This window comes from Micromonospora sp. NPDC047793 (genome assembly GCF_040642635.1).
Taxonomy (GTDB): Bacteria; Actinomycetota; Actinomycetes; order Mycobacteriales; family Micromonosporaceae; genus Micromonospora.
In genome coordinates this window covers 783,748-801,596 of the sequence record NZ_JBEYSG010000001.1, presented here as the reverse complement: position 1 = coordinate 801,596, position 17,849 = coordinate 783,748, and the positions used below count along the sequence as shown (strand labels likewise).

At 71.9% G+C, this 17,849-nt stretch carries 16 protein-coding genes; 10 read left to right on the top strand and 6 right to left on the bottom strand.

All coding sequences use genetic code 11. The annotated features are described in order from the left end of the window. Positions 1-6 precede the first annotated feature (6 nt). Positions 7-1,263 (bottom strand): erythromycin esterase family protein, encoded by a 1,257-nt coding sequence (locus tag ABZ738_RS03680; protein WP_357210702.1) that lies wholly within the window; start codon positions 1,261-1,263, stop codon positions 7-9. A 74-nt stretch (positions 1,264-1,337) separates the two neighbouring features. Between ABZ738_RS03680 and ABZ738_RS03675 the strand changes: the two genes are divergently transcribed. Further along, positions 1,338-1,529, top strand: a complete 192-nt coding sequence (locus ABZ738_RS03675; RefSeq protein WP_131054005.1) for a DUF2795 domain-containing protein — start codon at positions 1,338-1,340, stop codon at positions 1,527-1,529. A gap of 80 nt (positions 1,530-1,609) precedes the next feature. Here ABZ738_RS03675 and ABZ738_RS03670 read toward each other — a convergent pair whose 3' ends face one another. Further along, positions 1,610-2,512, bottom strand: coding sequence for a Gfo/Idh/MocA family oxidoreductase (locus ABZ738_RS03670; RefSeq protein ID WP_131054006.1), 903 nt, complete (start codon positions 2,510-2,512; stop codon positions 1,610-1,612). A gap of 149 nt (positions 2,513-2,661) precedes the next feature. On the opposite strand from ABZ738_RS03670, the gene ABZ738_RS03665 reads away from it, so the two are divergent. Then, positions 2,662-3,057 (top strand): hypothetical protein, encoded by a 396-nt coding sequence (locus ABZ738_RS03665; protein ID WP_176095118.1) that lies wholly within the window; start codon positions 2,662-2,664, stop codon positions 3,055-3,057. Next, positions 3,050-3,466, top strand: coding sequence for a hypothetical protein (locus tag ABZ738_RS03660; RefSeq protein WP_357210698.1), 417 nt, complete (start codon positions 3,050-3,052; stop codon positions 3,464-3,466). The genes ABZ738_RS03665 and ABZ738_RS03660 overlap by 8 nt, the downstream gene beginning before the upstream one ends. 86 nt (positions 3,467-3,552) lie before the next feature. Here the strand turns inward: ABZ738_RS03660 and fabG are convergent, their stop codons facing one another. Further along, on the bottom strand, positions 3,553-4,311 hold the full coding sequence (gene fabG, locus ABZ738_RS03655; protein WP_357210695.1) for a 3-oxoacyl-ACP reductase FabG: 759 nt from the start codon (positions 4,309-4,311) through the stop codon (positions 3,553-3,555). A 114-nt stretch (positions 4,312-4,425) separates the two neighbouring features. Beyond that, positions 4,426-6,078 (bottom strand): alpha-amylase family protein, encoded by a 1,653-nt coding sequence (locus ABZ738_RS03650; protein ID WP_131054010.1) that lies wholly within the window; start codon positions 6,076-6,078, stop codon positions 4,426-4,428. Positions 6,079-6,172: 94 nt separating this feature from the next. Between ABZ738_RS03650 and ABZ738_RS03645 the strand changes: the two genes are divergently transcribed. After that, positions 6,173-6,763, top strand: coding sequence for a DUF1349 domain-containing protein (locus ABZ738_RS03645; RefSeq protein ID WP_176095119.1), 591 nt, complete (start codon positions 6,173-6,175; stop codon positions 6,761-6,763). 58 nt (positions 6,764-6,821) lie between these two features. Next, the gene (locus ABZ738_RS03640; RefSeq protein ID WP_176095120.1) at positions 6,822-7,481 is read left to right on the top strand and encodes a DedA family protein; all 660 of its coding nucleotides are present in this window, start codon (positions 6,822-6,824) and stop codon (positions 7,479-7,481) included. Between the two features lie 387 nt (positions 7,482-7,868). On the opposite strand, the gene ABZ738_RS03635 is transcribed toward ABZ738_RS03640, so the two are convergent. Together ABZ738_RS03635 and ABZ738_RS03630 are read right to left on the bottom strand one after the other, a co-directional pair. Beyond that, positions 7,869-9,272 (bottom strand): cellulose binding domain-containing protein, encoded by a 1,404-nt coding sequence (locus tag ABZ738_RS03635; protein ID WP_176095121.1) that lies wholly within the window; start codon positions 9,270-9,272, stop codon positions 7,869-7,871. Positions 9,273-9,467: 195 nt separating this feature from the next. Further along, the gene (locus tag ABZ738_RS03630) at positions 9,468-10,886 is read right to left on the bottom strand and encodes a carbohydrate-binding protein (protein WP_176095122.1); all 1,419 of its coding nucleotides are present in this window, start codon (positions 10,884-10,886) and stop codon (positions 9,468-9,470) included. 258 nt (positions 10,887-11,144) lie between these two features. On the opposite strand from ABZ738_RS03630, the gene ABZ738_RS03625 reads away from it, so the two are divergent. The 5 genes from ABZ738_RS03625 to ABZ738_RS03605 all read left to right on the top strand — a co-directional run bounded on the left by ABZ738_RS03625 (position 11,145) and on the right by ABZ738_RS03605 (position 17,844). After that, a complete protein-coding gene (locus tag ABZ738_RS03625; protein WP_176095123.1) occupies positions 11,145-12,293 on the top strand; it encodes a glutamate--cysteine ligase in 1,149 nt (382 codons plus the stop codon). Positions 12,294-12,307: 14 nt separating this feature from the next. Then, a complete protein-coding gene (locus ABZ738_RS03620; RefSeq protein WP_176095124.1) occupies positions 12,308-13,681 on the top strand; it encodes an FAD-dependent oxidoreductase in 1,374 nt (457 codons plus the stop codon). Positions 13,682-13,768: 87 nt separating this feature from the next. Next, positions 13,769-15,187 (top strand): WGR domain-containing protein, encoded by a 1,419-nt coding sequence (locus ABZ738_RS03615; protein ID WP_357210687.1) that lies wholly within the window; start codon positions 13,769-13,771, stop codon positions 15,185-15,187. An 8-nt stretch (positions 15,188-15,195) separates the two neighbouring features. Next, complete coding sequence (locus ABZ738_RS03610) at positions 15,196-16,056, top strand: aminoglycoside phosphotransferase family protein (RefSeq protein WP_236145953.1); 861 nt, start codon at positions 15,196-15,198, stop codon at positions 16,054-16,056. Between the two features lie 189 nt (positions 16,057-16,245). Further along, a complete protein-coding gene (locus tag ABZ738_RS03605; RefSeq protein WP_357210684.1) occupies positions 16,246-17,844 on the top strand; it encodes a ricin-type beta-trefoil lectin domain protein in 1,599 nt (532 codons plus the stop codon). Positions 17,845-17,849 lie beyond the last annotated feature (5 nt).

The following is a 17,849-nucleotide window of genomic DNA, read 5'->3' as shown; positions in this document are numbered from 1 at the left end:
GCGCGTTCAGACGCCCGCTGGATAGGTCTCCATCTCGCCCGGTGTGGTCAGCGCGGGCAGCGGATGCAGGGCGGTGGTCTCGTCACACCAGACGAAGGCGTCGTACCGGTCCCCCAGCCGGGTCGGCACGTAATTGCCCCACGACTCGAACGACGGGTCGTAGACCACGCCGATCGCCCGGTGGTCGAGCGTGTCGGTGACCCAGCCGGGCTGGTCCGGGCCGCCGAAGACCAGCACCGCCCGGTCCGGCATCAGCTCGTGCAGCCGGTGCTCCAGCGAGCCGGGGCGGGCCGGCGGCACCACCATCGCCTCCGCCGGGGACCCCCAGCGCGGTGCCGCCGTCACCGTGCCGTGATAGCTGCCGAAGCCGATCAGGGCCACCCCGTCCGGTCCGTACCGCTCCCGGGCCAACTGGCCGATGGTGAGCATCCCGTCGTCGGTCATGTCGGTGGCCCGTGCGTCGCCGACGTGCGTGTTGTGCGCCCAGACCACGCCCCGGGCACCCGGCCCGTAGCGGTCCAGCAACCGGTCCAGGGTGTCGGCCATGTGGCCGTCCCGGATGTTCCACGACCCCGGCCCGCCGGCCACCATCTCCCGGTAGTACCGCTCCGCGCCGGCCACCACCTCCGCGTTCTGCCAGGCCGAGAAGGCGCCCGGCCCGTCCGTGGCGGCGTGTTCGCGGGTACGCGCCAGCAGCCGCACCACCTCCTCCTCGCAGCGGGCGGAGACGAAGCGGCTGGCCAACCCGTACTCCTCGACCTGCTTGCCGTACGGCTCGAAGCACCGGTAGGCGTCCTGGGCGGCCTCCAGCGACGCCGGGTCCTCCTCGCCGAGGTAGTCGAAGATCGCCTGCATGGACTCCCAGAGGCTGTACACGTCCAGCCCGTGGAACCCGGCCCGGGACGTCTCGGGCCGTTCCAGGTTCCAGGCTCGAAGCCAGCGGCAGAACCGGGCCACCTCGGCGTTGGACCACATCCACGTCGGCCAGCGTTCGAAGCGTTCCAGCGCGGTCTGCGGCTCTGTCGCCCCACCCGACGCAGCGGTCACCGACCGGTTCACCCGGTCGCAGTCCGGCCAGTCCCCCTCCACCGCGACGAAGCTGAACCCGCACTCGGCGATCAACCGCCGGGTGAGCTGTTCCCGGATGCGGTAGTAGTCGTGGCTACCGTGCGTGGCCTCGCCGATCATCACCACCCGGACGTCCCGGACTCGCTCCAGCAACGGGTCGAGGTCGCTCGGTGCGCCGAGCCGCTGTACCAGCATGCCTGCGGCTACCCGGCACCCCCGGCAGCAAACCCGGGGGTGTGCCGGGCGCCTCGGGCGGGTAGGCCGTCAGCATGACCGACAGTGGCGCCCTCCTGCCGGAGCAGATCGCGGGGCTGGACTTTCCCGTCTCCCGCGAGGACCTGATCCGCTGGTGCCAGGAGAACGGCGCCAGCACCGAGCAGTTGGAGGCGGTCCGGGCGCTGCCGGTGGCGCACTTCGGCTCCCCGGCCGACCTCGGCGAGGCCCTACGCGCGGCGACCTGAGCAGACGTCACCGTGGTGACCTGACCGGCGTCAGCGTGCGCTGCGCGGCGACCTGAGCCGACGTCAGCACGGGACGCGGGTCAGGCGGGCAGGTCGACGGTGGCGGAGCGGGTCCGGGCGGTCTCGGCGGCGGCCAGGACGGCGACCACCTCACGGCCGAAGCGGACGTCGCAGCGGTGGTCCCGGGTGCCGCCGTCCACCTCAGCCAGCAGTTGGTCGATGGCCACGCCGAGGGCGGTCGCGGAGGAAGCGCTCGGGTTCGGCAGCCGCTCGACGCCGTTGTCGCCGTAGAGGGTGAACTCCGCCGCCACCGCCTCGGGCGGGGCGTCCAGCGTCAGCGACACCGTGCTGGTGGCCCCGCCGTCGTGGGTGAGCAGCAGGTGCACCAGGTCACCGGGGCCGTCGACGGCCGCCACCCGCCGTACCCGGCCCAGCACCGGCAGCAGGACGGCCAGCGCGTGCGGGCCGATGTCCCAGAGCGCGCCGCGTTCCCGTCGCCAGGGCGACTGGGCGTACGGGCTGCTGGGCTGGAAGACCGACGCGAAGCGGACCACGTTGGCGGTGTGCCAGCCGCCGGCCGCCGCGACGGCCGTGAGGAAACCGGCGACCTCCGGTTGGTACCGGCCGGTGAAGAAGACCACCGAGGCCACGCCCGAGGTGGTGGCGGCCTCGACCACCCGGTCGGCGTCGGCGACGGTCAACGCCAGCGGCTTGTCCAGCAGCAGGTGACGCCCGGCGGTGGCGGCCCGGACGGCGATGTCGGCCTGTACGTCCGGGGGCAGCGCCACGGCGACCGCCTCGCACGCCTCGATCAGCGCCTCGACCTCGGCGAAGGCCGGTACGCCGTACCGGGTGGCGAGCGCGGCGGCCCGATCCGGGTTGCGTCCCCAGACGCCGACCAGTTCCGCCCTCGGGTGCGCGTCGAGCGCCGCCGCGTGCGTCTGTGCCGCCCAGTGGCCGGTGCCGAACAACCCGAACCGCATTACCGGTACCTCCGCCGTCTCGCCTGGCTGCCGCGTACCCGCAGCGGGTCCACGCTAGTCCCCGGTCGGTCCGGCCCGGCGCCCCGCCGCCTGTACTACGGGGGTTAGTAGAGTGGGCCGGTGATCGGAACGAGCACCGGACGGACCCGGTGACCGCCGCGCCCGTCGCCGGGTCCCCGGTCGACGGCGTCCCGGCGACCGTCGCCATCGTGCTGTCGCTGCTGGTCGCCGTGTGGGCGCTGGTGGCCACGCTGCGCCACCGCGCGCCGGACCGGGTACAGATGATCGGCCTGGCCGTGCTGGAGTTGGCGTTGCTCGGGCTGGCGGTGCTGGCCGGGGTGGCCCTCGCCGGTGGCGAGCAGCCCGGCGAGCCGGGCGCGTTCTTCGGCTACCTGGTGACGCTGGTCTGCCTGCCGCCGCTGGCTGCGGTGCTGGCCCGGATGGAGCCGACCCGCTGGGGTTCGGCGATCGTCTGCGCGGTCTGCCTGGTGACGCCGGTGGTCGTGGTGCGGCTCCAGCAGACCTGGGAGGTGCTCGGTGGCTGAGGCGCGGACCGCCGGGACGGCCCGGACCAACGCCGGCCCCGGCCGTCTGCTGATCGCGGTGTACCTGCTCTTCGCGATCGCCGCCACCAGCCGCGCCGGCCTCCAGATCATCACCCGGTTCGACGAGGCGCCGCTGGCGTACCTGCTCTCGGCGTTGGCCGCACTGGTCTACATCGTGGCGGCGGTGGGGCTGGCCCGGGCCGGGCACACCGGTCGTCGGGTGGCCCTGGCCTGCTGCCTCGTGGAGTTGGTCGGCGTGGTCGGGGTGGGCGCGTTCAGCCTGGCCCGCCCCGACCTGTTCCCGGACGAGACGGTCTGGTCCGGTTTCGGCAGCGGGTACGGCTACATCCCGCTGGTGCTGCCGGTCCTCGGCCTGGTCTGGCTCTGGTCCACCCGCCCCCGGATGTAAGGAAGGGCCCCCTACTAACGCCTCGTGTATAGGAAGGGTCCCCTGCTAACACCCAACACTCACCACCCACCACCAACAGGAGCGGGTCAGTCACGCGGCCCGCCCGCGACGTAGACCACCTGACCGGAGACGAAGGACGCGCCCTCGCTGGCCAGGAACGAGATGGTGTGCGCGACGTCCTCGGGCCGCCCGACCCGACGGACCGGGATCTCCCCCTCGGCGTGCTTCTGCATCGCCTCGAAGTCGATTTTCATCCGGGCGGCGGTGGCGGCGGTCATGTCGGTGACGATGAAGCCCGGCGCCACCGCGTTGACGGTCACCCCGAACGGCCCCAGCTCGATGGCGAGGGTCTTGGTGAACCCCTGCATCCCGGCCTTCGCGGCGGCGTAGTTGGCCTGCCCCCGGTTACCGAGCGCGGACGTGCTGGAGAGGTTGACGATCCGACCCCACTTGGCCTCGACCATGTGCTTCTGCGCGGCCTGACTGACCAGGAACGCACCCCGCAGGTGTACGCCCATGACCGTGTCCCAGTCGGCGTCGGTCATCTTGAACAGCAGGTTGTCCCGCAGTACCCCGGCGTTGTTGACCAGCACGGTCGGCGCGCCCAGCTCGGTGGCGACCCGTTCGACGGCGGCCTCCACCTGCGCCCGGTCCGACACGTCCGCGCCCACGCCGAGCGCCCGGCCACCGGACGACGTGATCGCCTCCACCGTCTCGGCGGTCGCCGACTCCTCGATGTCGACCACCGCGACGGCCAGCCCGTCGGCGGCCAACCGCCTGGCGGTGGCCGCGCCGATTCCCCGCGCCGCCCCGGTCACGATCGCGACCCGCTGCCCCTCCGACATGCCTACCTCCCGGTAACCTCGCTCGACGGCAGGAGCCTAACCCACCGTGCGCCCACCTCCGGCCCACCGAGATCCCCGACCGGCCGGCGACGGTCGGGGAATCCGGTGGGGAGGCTAGACGGACCAGGATCGACAGAGCCGGATCCACCGGTACCCGTGGCCGGCGATCTTGAGCTTGTCCAGCTTGCCCACGTCGTCGTAGTTGCGGTCGGCGAGCACGTCGATCGGCAGCTCCGCCTCCGACTCCAGCAGGCTCAGGTCGACCTCGGCGTCGTCGGTGCCCAGGTTGTGCAGGAAGACCATCGTGCCGGTCGGCCCGTCGGCCCGGTGCGCCAACACCCCCGCAGGCATGGGTACGTCGATGTGGGTGGTCGAGCCGAAGCCGATCTCCGGCGCCTCGCGCAGCGTACGGATCATCCGCTCGAACCAGCCGAGCAACGAGTTGCGGTCCCGTCGTTGCAGGGTGACGTTCACCTTCTCGTACCCGAACTCACCCTTGTCGATGACCGGGCGCACGAGCTTCTCCGACTCCGCCCGGGAGAAGCCGGCATTGGGCTCGTAGGACCACTGCATGGGGGTACGGATCGCCTCCCGCCCCGGCAGCGCCAGGTCCTCGCCCATCCCGATCTCCTCGCCGTACCGCAGCACGGGCGTGCCGCGCAACGAGAACTGGAGCGAGTACGCCAGCTCGATGCGCCGCCGGTCGTTGCCGAGCATCGGCGCGAGCCGCCGACGGATGCCCCGGTCGTAGATCCGCATGTTCTCGTCCGGGCCGAACTGCGCGTACACCTGGTTGCGCTGTTCGGCGGTGAGCCGGGACAGGTCGATCTCGTCGTGGTTGCGCAGGAAGGTGGCCCACTGGCCGCCCTCGGGCAGGGCCGGGGTGTCGCGCAGCGCCTCGATCACCGGCTCCGGGTCCTGGCGCGCCATGGCCAGCATCAGCCGCCCGTTGAGCATGAAGTCGAAGAGCATGTGCACCCGGTTCGCCGAGCCACCGCGGTCGCCGAAGAAGGCGGGCAGTTGGTCCGGCTCGACGTTCGCCTCGGCCAGCAGCACCGCGTCGCCCCGACGCCACTGCACGTGCTGGCGCAGCTCGGTGAGGAACTCGAAATCCAGCTCCGGGTTCGGGTCGCCGGGCTCGGTGCGCTCGATGATGAACGGCACCGCGTCCATCCGGAACCCGGCCACCCCGAGCTGGAGCCAGAACGACATGATCTTCTTGATCTCGGCGCGTACCTGGGGATTCGTGGTGTTGAGGTCCGGCTGGAACTTGTAGAAGCGGTGGTAGTACCAGGACTTGGCGGTCCGGTCGTAGGTCCAGGTCTCGTGCTGCTCGCCGGGGAAGACCATGCCCTGGTGCCGGTCCGCGGGCTCCTCGTCGGACCAGACGTACCAGTCGCGGTACGGCGAGTCCGGCGACGACCGGGCGGAGACGAACCAGGGGTGCTGGTCCGAGGTGTGGTTCACCACCAGGTCGATGATCACGCGGATGCCCCGGTTGCCGGCCTGGTGCAGCAGCTCGGCGAAGTCGCCGAGGGTGCCGAAGCGGGGGTCGACGTTGTAGAAGTCGGTCACGTCGTACCCGTCGTCACCGTTGGGCGACGGGTGGATGGGGTGCAGCCAGAGGCAGGTCACGCCCAGCCGGGCCAGGTAGTCCAGCCGGCCGATCAGACCCCGGATGTCACCGACCCCGTCGGCGTCGGAGTCCGCGTACGTGTCGATGTCGAGGCAGTACACGACCGCCTCGGAGTACCACCTGTCAGACATGCCCGGGAACCTTCTCCGTACGGCTCGCCCGGCAAACCCGCCGAGGTCGCGGGCGGGGCCCCGCCGGGGGGCGGCTGCTCGGTACGGTGCCGTCATGCGGAGCATCGATTGGTCCAGCGGGACCTGGCACGGGCAGCCGGTGCGGACGACCCAGGAGCCGGCCGGCGTCCTGAGCGTCGAGCCGGGGGCGAGCAGCGACCTGTGGCGGCACACCAGCTACGGATTCGTGCACGACGACGCCCCGGCCCTGCTCACGCCCTTCCCGGTGGGCAGCGCGATGGAGGTGGACTTCCCGCTCGACTACACCGAGCAGTTCGACCAGGCCGGCGTACTCGTGTGGGTGGACGACCGCACCTGGGTCAAGGCCGGGGTGGAGGTCAGCGACGGCCACCCGCAGGTCGGTGCCGTGGTCACCCGGGACTTCTCCGACTGGTCGGTCGCCCCGGTGCCCGAGTGGGCCGACCACGAGGTGACGGTACGCGTCAGCCGCACCGGCGACGCGCTGACCGTACGCGCCCGGGTGGCCGGCGAGCAGTGGCGGCTGGTCCGGCTCGCGCCGCTCGCGCCCGACGCGGTCGCCTCCGCCGGGCCGTACTGCTGCTCTCCCAGCCGGGGCGGGCTGACCGTGCGCTTCACCGACTGGCGACTCGGCCCGGCCGACGCCGCCCTGCACCCCGAGGAGTAGCAGCGGCTCCGGGCGGGTAGGAGCCTTCCCTCTACGCCGATCCTCGCGGAGGCACCGGATGGCACTCGCCCAGGACGTCGACCCGAGCCAGATCGGTGGACTGACCGGCTGGGTGGCCGGTGTGATCGACGCGGGCGGTGCGGTCGGCGTGGCGCTGCTGGTCGCCCTGGAGAGCATCATCCCGCCGATCCCCAGCGAGATCGTGCTGGCGATGGCGGGATACCTGGCCGGCGAGGGCCGCTTCAACGTGGTCGTGGTGACCGTCGCGGCCACCGCCGGTTCCCTGCTCGGTGCGCTGGTGCTCTACTGGCTCGGCGCCGCGCTCGGCGAGGAACGGCTCAAACGCTGGCTCGACCGGCTGCCGCTGGTGGACCTGGAGGACCTGGAGAAGGCCGACCGCTGGTTCGAGCGGTACGGCCGGTGGGCGGTCTTCTTCGGCCGGATGGCACCGGTGGTCCGCAGCCTGGTGTCGGTACCGGCCGGCGCCAACCGGATGCCGCTGGTCGAGTTCGTCACGCTGACCACGCTGGGCAGCGGCATCTGGAACGGGCTGTTCATCGGGCTCGGCTACGCGCTCGGCTCGCAGTGGCACGAGATCGACCGCTACAGCTCCTGGTTCGACTACGGCATCATCGCCGTCTTCGTCTTCATGATCGCCTCCTGGGCGATCAAGAAGAAGCGCCGCCGCGCCCGCCCCCGCACCCCCGTCTCCCGCTGACCCCACCCCCGCGCCTCACCCTCCTCCCCGCCCCGCCCCCGCCCGCCGCGCCCCCGCCCGGCCACGCCCGGCCCCGCCCGGCCCGGCCCGGCCCGGCCCGGCCCGGCCCGGCCCCGCCCGGCCCCGTCGATCATGGAGTTGTGGCGCTCGCTTTGACCCTTTGTGCAGTCTTTGTCGAGGCCACAACTCCATGATCGACGTTCACGACGCCGCGTTGCAGCTCCCGGTCGACCTTGTCCAGCGCCGAAGGGCCAGAGCTCCATGATCGGCGCGGGCAGGGCGGGCAGGGCGGGCAGGACGGGCAGGGCGGGCAGGGCGGGCAGGGCGGGCAGGACGGGCAGGGCGGGCAGGGCGGGCAGGGCGGGCAGGGCCGCGAGAGTCAGGCGGTCAGGGGAGGGTGCGGAGGTGGGGGGCGACGGTGCGGGCGAAGGAGTTGTTGTGGGTGACGTCCCAGTTGATCGACCAGGTCATCGCGCCACGCAGGCCGGGGTAGGTACGCGGCGGACGGAAGCTGCCGCAGTTGGTGCCCCGGGTGAGGCAGTCCATCGCGGCGTTGACCACGCTGGGCGCGACGATGCCGCCACCGGCAGCCCCGGGACCGGCCGGCAGGCCGAGCCCCACCTGGTCGGGCCGTAGCCCCGCCTCCAACTGGATGCAGGCCAGCGCGACGATGAAGTTGACCGTGCCCTGGGCGTACGCGGCGTTGTTGTCGCAGCCGAGCATCGCCCCGGAGTTGTAGAACTGCGTGTTCACCACGGTCAGGATGTCCTTGATGTCCAGCGCCAGCTTGAAGTAGCTGGTGGTGGGGTTCTGCATGTCGATGGTCTGCGGCGCCATCGCGATGATCAGTCGGCTGCCCACCTTCGCCCGCAGGGAACGCAGCGCCTGCCCCATGTAGGTCGGGTTCAGGCCGTTCTCCAGGTCGACGTCGACGCCGTCGAAGCCGTAGCGCTGGATCAGCGCGTACACACTGTCGGCGAAGGCCACCGCGGACGCCGCGTCGTTCACCGCGACCCGGCCGGTCTCACCGCCGACCGAGATGATCACCTTCTTGCCGCGGCTCTGGAGGGTGCGCACGTCGGCCGAGAAGTCGGCGTCGGTGTAGCCGCCGAGGGCGGCGGACAGGCCCGGGTCGATGGCGAAGGAGACCGCGCCGGGCGTGGTGGTGGCGTCGGCGAAGGCGACCGCGACCAGGTCGTACTCGGTGGGCACGTCCCGCAGCCGCAGCTCGACGGCCGGGTTGTCGAAGTTGTGCCAGTACCCGGTGAGGATGTGCTTCGGCAGGCCGGTGACCGGCGGCGGGCTGGTCGGCGGCGGTGTCGTCGGAGGTGGCGTGGTGGGCGGCGGCGTCGTCGGGGGCGGGGTGGTCGGCGGCGGGGTGGTCGGGGTGGTGCCGCCGGCGCAGGCCGCGCCGTTGAGCCGGCAGTTCGCGGGTACGCCGGAGCCGCTGCCGAGGAAGCCGAAGGAGACCGACGCGCCGGGGGCGATGGTGCCGTTCCAGGAGCGGTTGGTGAACGTGTGGCGCTGGCCGCTGGAGGTCAGCAACGCGTCCCAGTAGCTGCCGAGCGTGGTGCCGCTGGGCAGGTCGAAGGCGAGGCTCCAGCCGTTGACCGTGCTGCTGCTGCCGTTGGTGATGGTGTACTTCGCCTCCCAACCGGAGCCCCAGTCGGACGTCTTGGCGAAGCTGGCGGTGACTCCGGCGGCGTACGCGGCGGGCGCCAGCCAGACCGCACCGAGTGCGGCGGCCAGTGCGCCGACCACTGTGAGCACCAGGGTTCTGGACCGTTTCATGTGAGCCTCCAGACCGGACGGAAATCCATGGGCATCGACCTGGCGCTCATTATTAAGACTGTTAACTATTTCTGTCCAGGGTTGGTGTGAGGTTGTTAGGAGGGGTCCCCTGCTATGCACGAGGCGTTAGCAGGGGACCCCTCCTTGCACGGACCCGCGTGCGCGACGAGCACCGCCCTGCCGGGCAGCGTGTGCTCAGCGGCGGAACTGGAACCAGTTGACGTTGACGAAGTCGTTCGGCTGGCCGCTGCTGAACGTCAGGTAGACGGTCTGCCGGCCGGTTACCGAGGTGACGTTGCCGGGCACCGAACGCCAGCTCTGCCACCCGCCGGTGTTCGCGAGGGCGAAGCTGCCGATCGGCGTACTCGTCGGGCTGCCGATCCGCACCTCGACCAGACCGCTCACGCCGGCCGCCGCGCCGGAGGCCACCCGGGCCACGAAGTCGCGCGGCGCGGTGGAGCCGAAGTCGACGTTGTCGAAGCGGACCCAGTCACCGTTGCGCAGCGCGGCGATGTTCTGCCCGCCCTCGGAGCACGCCTCGACGATCACGCCGTTCTGCGCGTTGTACGACTCGGCCTGGATGGTGCCGTACGCGTCCCGCACCCCGGTCGGCGGCGGGGTGGTCGGCGGCGGCGTGGTGGGCGGGGTGCTGCCGCCACGGCTGTAGACGGCCACGTAGTCGACGAGCATCGGCCGCCCCGGCACGGTGCCCGAGGTCGGCGTGGTGCTGCCGGCCACCCCGTTCGGGAAGGCGCCACCCATGGCCACGTTGAGCAGCAGGAAGTAGCCCGCGTGGCTGGTCATCTGCGACCAGTACGGCTCGCCGACCCGGGACTGGCTGACGGAGTGGTAGAGCTGCCCGTCGACGTACCAGCGCAGTTGCTGGGGGCTGGTCGAGGCGTCCCACTCGAAGCGGTAGGTGTGGAAGGCCGACTGGCAGGTGCTGCCGGGGCAGGCGCGGGAGCCGCCGATGCCGTTGAACTCGTCGCACGGGCCGCCGGGCGCCACGCCGCAGTGCAGCACGCCCCAGACGGTGTTGAGCCCGTTCACGTTCTCCATCACGTCGAACTCGCCGATGCCGGGCCAGTTCTGGTAGTTGCCCCGGTACGGCGCGCCGAGCGCCCAGAAGGCGGGCCAGTAGCCGGAGGCGGCGGCGCCGGTGACGTTGGGCATCTGGATGCGTCCCTCGATGGCGAGGATGCCGCCGCTCGGGGCCTTGAAGTTGCTGCGGACCGTCTCGATCCGGGCCGAGGTCCAGCGGCCGGAGCTGTCGCGCAGCGGCGTGATCCGCAGGTTGCCGGCGCCGTCGTGGCTGACGTTCGCGGTGCTGTTGGTGTACGTCTGGATCTCGCCGGTGCCCCAGTTGGGCGGCCCGCCCGGGTAGCTGGTGCCGGTGTCGATGATCCAGTTGTTGGACGACGGGAGGGTGCCGGCGGCGCCGGTGAAGTCGTCGCTCCACACCAGGCTCCACCCGGACGGGGGCGTCGGCACGGCGGCGTCGGCGGTCGCGGCGAGCCCGGCGACGCCGGTGACGGTGGCGGTGATCAGGGCCAACGCGAGCCGCAGTCGGCGTCGCGCGGGCAGGGCGGCGGGCGCCGCCGGGGCAGGTGTCATGGGACGTACCTCTCTGCGGGACGGAGGTGTGAGAGCGCTCTCTCAGGAGTTGTACGTCCCACTCGAACAGTTGTCAATGTCGATCGACGGTGCTCCGGTTCCGCCGGATGTTAGGAGGGGCCCCCTGCTATGCACGAGGCGTTAGCAGGGGACCCCTCCTTGCACCGAGCAGGGCGGGTTTCCCTGGACCACCACGGGGGGTAATTGCCGGCCGACGGCGCGGACGTACCGCCCCGGCAGAAGCGGACGGTGGTAGTGATGGTCAGGCAGGTGGCGACGGCGCCGACCCGGCCGGTCGAGGAGACCGACCTGCTCACGGTGGGAGTCGAGGAGGAGTTCCTGCTGGTCGACCCGGACGGCGGCGCCGCGGTGCCCGCCGTCGAGGCGGTCATGGAACAGGTACCGGCGGAACTGCACGGCCAGGTCGAACGCGAGTTCCAGACCAGCCAGATCGAGATCGGCAGCCCACCCGGGCTGGAACTCTCCTCGATCCGGCACTCCCTGGCCCTGCTCCGCGCGGGGCTCGCCGACGCCGCCGAGCGGGCCGGTGCCCGGCTGCTCGCCATCGGCACCGGGCCGATCGACGGGCCGGTGCCGCCGGTGGTGGACAAGCCCCGCTTCGACCGGATGATCGAGCGCTACCGGCTGCTGGTGCCGGGGCCGGGCAACAACGGCATGCACGTGCACGTCGGGGTGCCGGACCCGGACACCGGGGTGCAGGTGCTCAACCACGTCCGGCCGTGGCTGCCGATCCTGCACGCGGTGACCACCAACTCGCCGTTCTCCGCAGGCGAGGACACCGGGTACGCGAGCTGGCGCTCGATCGAGTGGGAACGCTGGCCGTCGGTGGCGCCGACCCCGTTCCTGACCTCCCACCACCACTACCGACGGCTGATCGACCAGCTGATCGGCAGCGGGGTGATGCTCGACGAGGGGATGCTCTACTGGTATGCCCGGCTGTCGGCCAAGTACCCGACGGTCGAGCTGCGCATCGGCGACGTCTGCCCGACGGTGGACGACGCGGTCCTGGTCGCCGGCCTGGTCCGCGCGCTGGTGGCGACCGCGCTGGACGACATCGCCGCCGGACGGCCGCCACTGCCCGCCGACCACCACCTGCTGGTCGGCGCGCACTGGCGGGCCGCGCACGACGGCATGGAGGGCGACGCGGTCGACCTGGCCACCGGTGAGCTGCGCCCGGCGTGGGACCTGCTGAACCAGCTCGTCGGTCGGCTCGGCCCGGCGCTGGACCGGCACGGTGACCTCGCCGAGGTGACCGAGCTGCTGGACCGGCTGCGGGAGCACGGCACCGGCGCGACGCGGCAGCGTGCGGTGTTCGCGCGTACCGGTCGGTTGGAGGACGTGGTGGCGGACGTGGCGCGACAGACCCGGGGCGAGATCCCCGGCTGAGGAGGAGGATGGCCGTGGCGGAACGGTTGATCGTCGTCGGCGGGGACGCCGCCGGCATGGCGGCTGCCGCCCAGGCGCGGCGCCGCCGCGGCCGGGAGGACCTGGAGATCGTCGCGTTCGAGCGGGGGCACTACACCTCGTACTCGGCGTGCGGCATCCCGTACTGGATCAGCGGGCTCGTCGCCGACGCGCAGCAACTCGTGGCCCGGGATCCGGCGACCCACCGGGAGAAGTACGACATCGACGTCCGACTCCGGCACGAGGTCACCGAGATCGACCTGGACCGCCGCGAGGTGGTCGCCCGCGATCTGGACGGCGGCGGCGAGGTCCGGGAGGGCTTCGACACCCTGATGTACGCCACCGGCGCGGTGCCGACCAAGCCGGACTGGGCGGGTACCGACGCGCTCGGGGTCTTCGGGGTGCAGACGCTCGACGACGGCGCGGCCCTGCGCACGTGGCTGGAGTCCGACCCGAGGCCGGAGCGCGCGGTGGTGGTCGGCGGCGGCTACATCGGCGTGGAGATGGCCGAGGCACTGGTCCGACGTGGGCTGTCGGTGACCCTGGTCGAGCGCGACGAGCAGCCGATGTCGACCGTGGACCCGGACATGGCCACGCTCGTCACCGAGGCGATGCGGGGCCTCGGCGTGGACATCCGCACCGGCGTGCAGGTCGAGTCGCTCGGTGTCCGCGACGGCCGGGTCAGCGAGGTGGTCACCGACGACGGCCCGATCCCGACCGACGTGGTGGTGCTCGGCCTCGGCGTACGCCCCAACACCGCACTCGCCGAGGCCGCCGGTATGCCGCTCGGGCCGACCGGCGGCATCCGGGTGGACCGCCGGATGCGGGTGGCCGAGGTGCCCGGGGTGTGGGCCGCCGGGGACTGCGTGGAGACCCTGCACCGGGTCAGCGGCATGCCGGTGCACGTGCCCCTCGGCACCCACGCCAACAAGCAGGGCCGGGTGGCCGGCATCAACATCGGCGGCGGGTACGCCACCTTCGCCGGGGTGATCGGCACGGCCGTGGCCAAGGTCTGCGACCTGGAGGTCGGGCGGACCGGGCTGCGGGAGCGGGACGCGCTGGCGGCCGGCTTCGAGTTCGTCTCGGTGATCGCCGAGTCGACCAACCGGGCCGGCTACTACCCGGGCGCCCGGCCGATGACGGTCAAGCTGATCGCCGAACGCCCCAGCGGGCGGCTGCTCGGTGCCCAGATCGTCGGCTGGACCGAGGCGGCGAAGCGGATCGACACGTTGGCCGTGGCGCTGTGGAACCGGATGACGGTGGACGACATGACCGCGCTCGATCTCGGCTACGCCCCGCCGTACGCCCCGGTCTGGGATCCGGTGCTGGTCGCGGCCCGCAAGGCCGTCGACGCGCTCGACCCGCGCTGAGGTCTGCTCGGATCTCTGTCGGTGGGGGTGGCTAGGTTGTGCCTGCCGCCCCAGACAGGGGCGGTGCCGACCCCTCGGAGGACCCGCATGTCGCAGGAGACGACCTACCTCGAACTGTCCGAGACGGACGGAGCGCACAAGTTCTACGAGGTGGTGGTCGACGACACCACGCTGACCGTGCGCTACGGCCGGATCGGCGACCAGGGTCAGGTCAAGACCTCCGGCTACCCGGACAACGTGCGGGCGCGGGCCGCCGCCGCGAAGAAGATCGGCGAGAAGGTCCGCAAGGGGTACGCCCCGGCGGTGCCGGGCGTCCGCCAGAAGCGTTCGGTGTCGCGGCGGCAGATCGTCAGCACCCGCTCGACCGCCCGCACCGCCCCGGTGCTGTGGCGATACGACTCCGGCGCTCCCGCGTTCGGCATCTTCATCGACGGCCGCACCTGCACGGTCGGCAACGAGCGGGGCGTCATCACCACGCTCGACCACGACGCCCGGGTGCTGGACCAGGTCCGGCTGCCCGACGGGGTGAAGTGCATCGTCGCCGACGACGCCTGGATCTACGCCGGCTGCGACGACGGCAACGTCTACGACCTCTCCGGCAAGATCCCCCGGGTGGCGTACACGATCGCCCCCGACATCGACATCTACTGGCTGGACATCCACGACGGCGTGCTCGGTGTCTCCGACGCCGACGGCGGGATCGCCGCCGTCGACCACGAGGACGAGTTCCTCTGGCGGCGGGGCGGGCGCGGCAGTTCGGCCTGGATGGTGCGCTGCGACAGCGACGCGGTCTACCACGGCGACTCGACCGGGGTCAGCGGCTACGACTGGCGTACCGGGCAGGAGCTGTGGCACACCCGCACCGGCGCGGTGCTGTTCGGCTGGCAGGAGCGCGACGCGGTGTTCGCCGGCACCGCGACCCGCGAGGTGGTCCGCATCGGCAAGGACGGCCGGCACGCCCGCACCTACCGCGCCGATGCGGCGGTCTTCTCCTGCGCCACCGCCTCCGACGGCCGGTACGTCTTCGCCGGTGACAGCCAGTCCTCGATCTACTGTTTCGCCGAGGACGGCACCCGGTTGTGGAAGCTCGGCACGGGCTGCGGCTCGGCGTACTCCATGCAGTATCACGACCAGCGCCTCTACGTGGTGACCACCAGCGGCCACCTGGCCTGCATCGACGCCAGCGAGCCGGCGATCCGGGCGGCCGAGGCGGGCAGCGTGCCGACCGTGGTCGACGTGAAGGCACCGGCCCGGATGCCCGAGCCGGCGGCCGTCACCCAGGTCGAGGTGGTCGCCGACGGCGGTGACGGGGTGATCGTCGAGTGCGTCGAGCAGGGCGGTCGGCTGCGGGTGCACGTGCTCTCCGCCGGCTACCACCAGAACTGGTCGGTGCAGTTCCCCAAGGGCATCCGCCAGCCGGGCGCCCGCTACCTGGTCACCGAGGTCCGCGAGTCCGGCCGGGGCGGTTTCTACCGCGCCTACGGCGACATCCGCCGCCTGCGATGACCCACCCGGTGCGGATCCCTGACGAGTTGACCTGGTTGCGCTCGATGCCGGGCGGTCCAGAGTGGTTGGCCGGGCTGCCGGAGCGGCTGACCACCTGCGCCCGGCACTGGTCGCTGCGGGTCGGGCCGCCCTTCGGGCACGGCACGACCTCGCTGGTGGTGCCCGCTGACCTGCCCGACGGCACCCGCGCGGTGCTCAAGTTGCAGTTCCCGGACTCGGAGAGCGAACACGAGGCGACCGCGCTGCACCACTGGGACGGCGACGGTGCCGTCCGGCTGCTCGCCCACGACCCCGACCTGCGGGCGCTGCTGATCGAGCGTTGCGATCCCGGTACGCCGTTGCGCGTACTCCCCCTGGACGACGCGGTGGACGCGGTGGTGGCGCTGCTCCCGCGCCTCTGGCTGCCCGCAGATCGGCCGTTCCTGTCGCTGGCCGAGGCGGTGCGGGGCTGGGCGGTCCGGCTACCGGCCGCCTGGGAACGGGCCGGGCGACCCTACGAGCGGCGGTTCGTGGACCTCGCCCTCGACCTGCTCACCGGGCTGGCCGCCAGCCAGGGCGAGCAGGTGCTGGTCAACCAGGACCTGCACGCCTCCAACGTGTTGCGGTCCACCCGCGAACCGTGGCTGGCGATCGACCCGAAACCGCTCGTCGGCGAGCGGGAGTTCTCGGCGGTGCCGATGGTGCGCGGCACCGAGCTGGGCCATTCCCCCGCAGCCGTGCGCCGCCGACTGGACCGGCTCAGCGCCGAGCTGGGCCTGGACCGGAGCCGGGTACGCGACTGGACGATCGGCCACACGATGGCCTGGAGCATCGCCGGTGACACGGTCTTCACCGACCACATCGAGATCGTCCGCTGGCTCCTCGACTAGTGCCTGTCTCCTGAGGGCGGCCGGCCGGTCCTCAGGAGACGGGCCCCGAGCGCGGAGGACGTCCCCCGGTCCGCCGTAGGATCCGGCCGTGATCCGTGCCCCGGAAAAGTATGTCGGCGAGGTCGTGAACGCGAAGCGGTCAGGATCCGTCGCCACTGGTGTCGCCACGCCGAAAGGGATGGCCTACCTGTGACACGCGACCTCCTCCTCAAGAAGCTCAAGCTGGAGCGGATGCCACGCCGGTTCGTGGCGTTCGTCCTTGCCGCGCTGGCGCTCCTCTCCGCCGCCACCGCCGTCGGTTTCGGCGTCGCCTCCGCCCGTGACGACGTGCTTGTCGGCGACGCGGTCACCGACAAGCAGATGACGGTGCTCATCGCTGCCGCCGGGTCCTGCCCGACACTGACACCGGCGAGGCTCGCCGGGCAGCTCATGGCGGAGTCCGGGTTGGACGACCGGGCGGCGAGGACCATCTCCGGCGGTCAGGGCATCGCCGGACTCGAAGACGACAAGTGGAAGACGTGGAAGCCGTGGCCGGACGCCCGACGCTCCGACATGTCGGCGAACATCCTGGCCCTCGCCCACCAGATGTGTGACCTCACCGGTCACCTCCGGCTGGCGGGTGCCGCCGGTGACCAGTGGCGTCTCGCGGTGGCGGCCTTCCATGTCGGGCTGAACTCCGTCGCCGAGGTGCGCGGGGTGCCCGACGCCGCCACGACCTACGTCGACCGGGTCAGCGCCTACGCCGGGTACTACGGCAAGCTGCGGCAGTTCGGTGGGCCCGGTGAGGCCGACCGGACGGCACCGGCCGCCGAGGCGAAGGGGGTTCCCGCCGAGTACGTGCAGCACATCAACCGGGCGGGTTCACTCTGCCAGGAGGTGACCCCACCACTGGTCGCCGCCCACATCATGGCGCAGTCCGGGTTCGACGCGAACCGGCTCGGTGCGACCGGTCAACGCGGCGTCGCGCAGTTCCGGTCGGACATGTGGCAGTCGTACGGGCCGAAGGGTCGTTCGGTGTGGGAGCCGGAGGTCGCCGTCCCCACCATGGGCTACGCCCTGTGCAGCCTGGTCCGCGAGCTCTCCGGCCTGAAGGGTGACCCGCTTCAGTTGGCGCTCGCCGCGTACCGCAACGGCACCACGGCGGTGCGACAGAACGGTGGCACCATCGACCGGCAGACCGAGACGTTCCTGCGGTCGGTGAAGACCTTCACCGACGTCTACGCGCTCGACAGCCGGCTGACGGCGAGCCTGCCGACCAGCCCCTCCCCCTCACCCACCCCGTCGCCGTCCGGGTCCCCGAGCCCGAGTCCGGACGCCAGCCCCTCCGGCAGCCCGAGCCCGAGCAGCCCCAGTACGGCGGGGGCGAACGCGGGCGCATCGACGCCGCCGGCCCCCGACCCGAAGCCGACGCGCCCGGCCGACGCGGTGCAGATCCTGCACGTGCAGACCAAGCGGTGCGTCAGTGCCGGCGGTGGCGACGGTATGCAGCTCAAGTTGCGCACCTGCACCGAGGATCCGGCGCAGTGGTGGACCTTCCGCAGCGACGGCACCATCCGTGCCCGTGGCCTGTGCATGGACATCGCCTGGGGTGGTTCCGAGGACAACACGGTGGTGCAGGCGACCACCTGTAGCGGTAACCCCGCTCAGCACTGGCAGATGAACTCCAAGGGCCGCATCGTCAGCAAGCTGAACGGCAAGGTCCTCGACACGATCATGGCCGACCCGGAGAAGCCGCTCATCATCTACACCGACAAGGGCTACGCCGACCAGAACTGGCGCAAGCAGTAGTAGCA

What these genes read in the sequence shown, in the direction of transcription:
- ABZ738_RS03625 (WP_176095123.1), top strand. Translation starts at nt 11,145, where the DNA reads ATGGTCAGGCAGGTGGCGACGGCGCCGACCCGGCCGGTCGAGGAGACC.
- fabG (WP_357210695.1), bottom strand. Translation starts at nt 4,311, where the DNA reads ATGTCGGAGGGGCAGCGGGTCGCGATCGTGACCGGGGCGGCGCGGGGA.
- ABZ738_RS03670 (WP_131054006.1), bottom strand. Translation starts at nt 2,512, where the DNA reads ATGCGGTTCGGGTTGTTCGGCACCGGCCACTGGGCGGCACAGACGCAC.
- ABZ738_RS03650 (WP_131054010.1), bottom strand. Translation starts at nt 6,078, where the DNA reads ATGTCTGACAGGTGGTACTCCGAGGCGGTCGTGTACTGCCTCGACATC.
- ABZ738_RS03615 (WP_357210687.1), top strand. Translation starts at nt 13,769, where the DNA reads ATGTCGCAGGAGACGACCTACCTCGAACTGTCCGAGACGGACGGAGCG.
- ABZ738_RS03640 (WP_176095120.1), top strand. Translation starts at nt 6,822, where the DNA reads ATGGCACTCGCCCAGGACGTCGACCCGAGCCAGATCGGTGGACTGACC.
- ABZ738_RS03680 (WP_357210702.1), bottom strand. Translation starts at nt 1,263, where the DNA reads ATGCTGGTACAGCGGCTCGGCGCACCGAGCGACCTCGACCCGTTGCTG.
- ABZ738_RS03630 (WP_176095122.1), bottom strand. Translation starts at nt 10,886, where the DNA reads ATGACACCTGCCCCGGCGGCGCCCGCCGCCCTGCCCGCGCGACGCCGA.
- ABZ738_RS03645 (WP_176095119.1), top strand. Translation starts at nt 6,173, where the DNA reads ATGCGGAGCATCGATTGGTCCAGCGGGACCTGGCACGGGCAGCCGGTG.
- ABZ738_RS03675 (WP_131054005.1), top strand. Translation starts at nt 1,338, where the DNA reads ATGACCGACAGTGGCGCCCTCCTGCCGGAGCAGATCGCGGGGCTGGAC.
- ABZ738_RS03635 (WP_176095121.1), bottom strand. Translation starts at nt 9,272, where the DNA reads ATGAAACGGTCCAGAACCCTGGTGCTCACAGTGGTCGGCGCACTGGCC.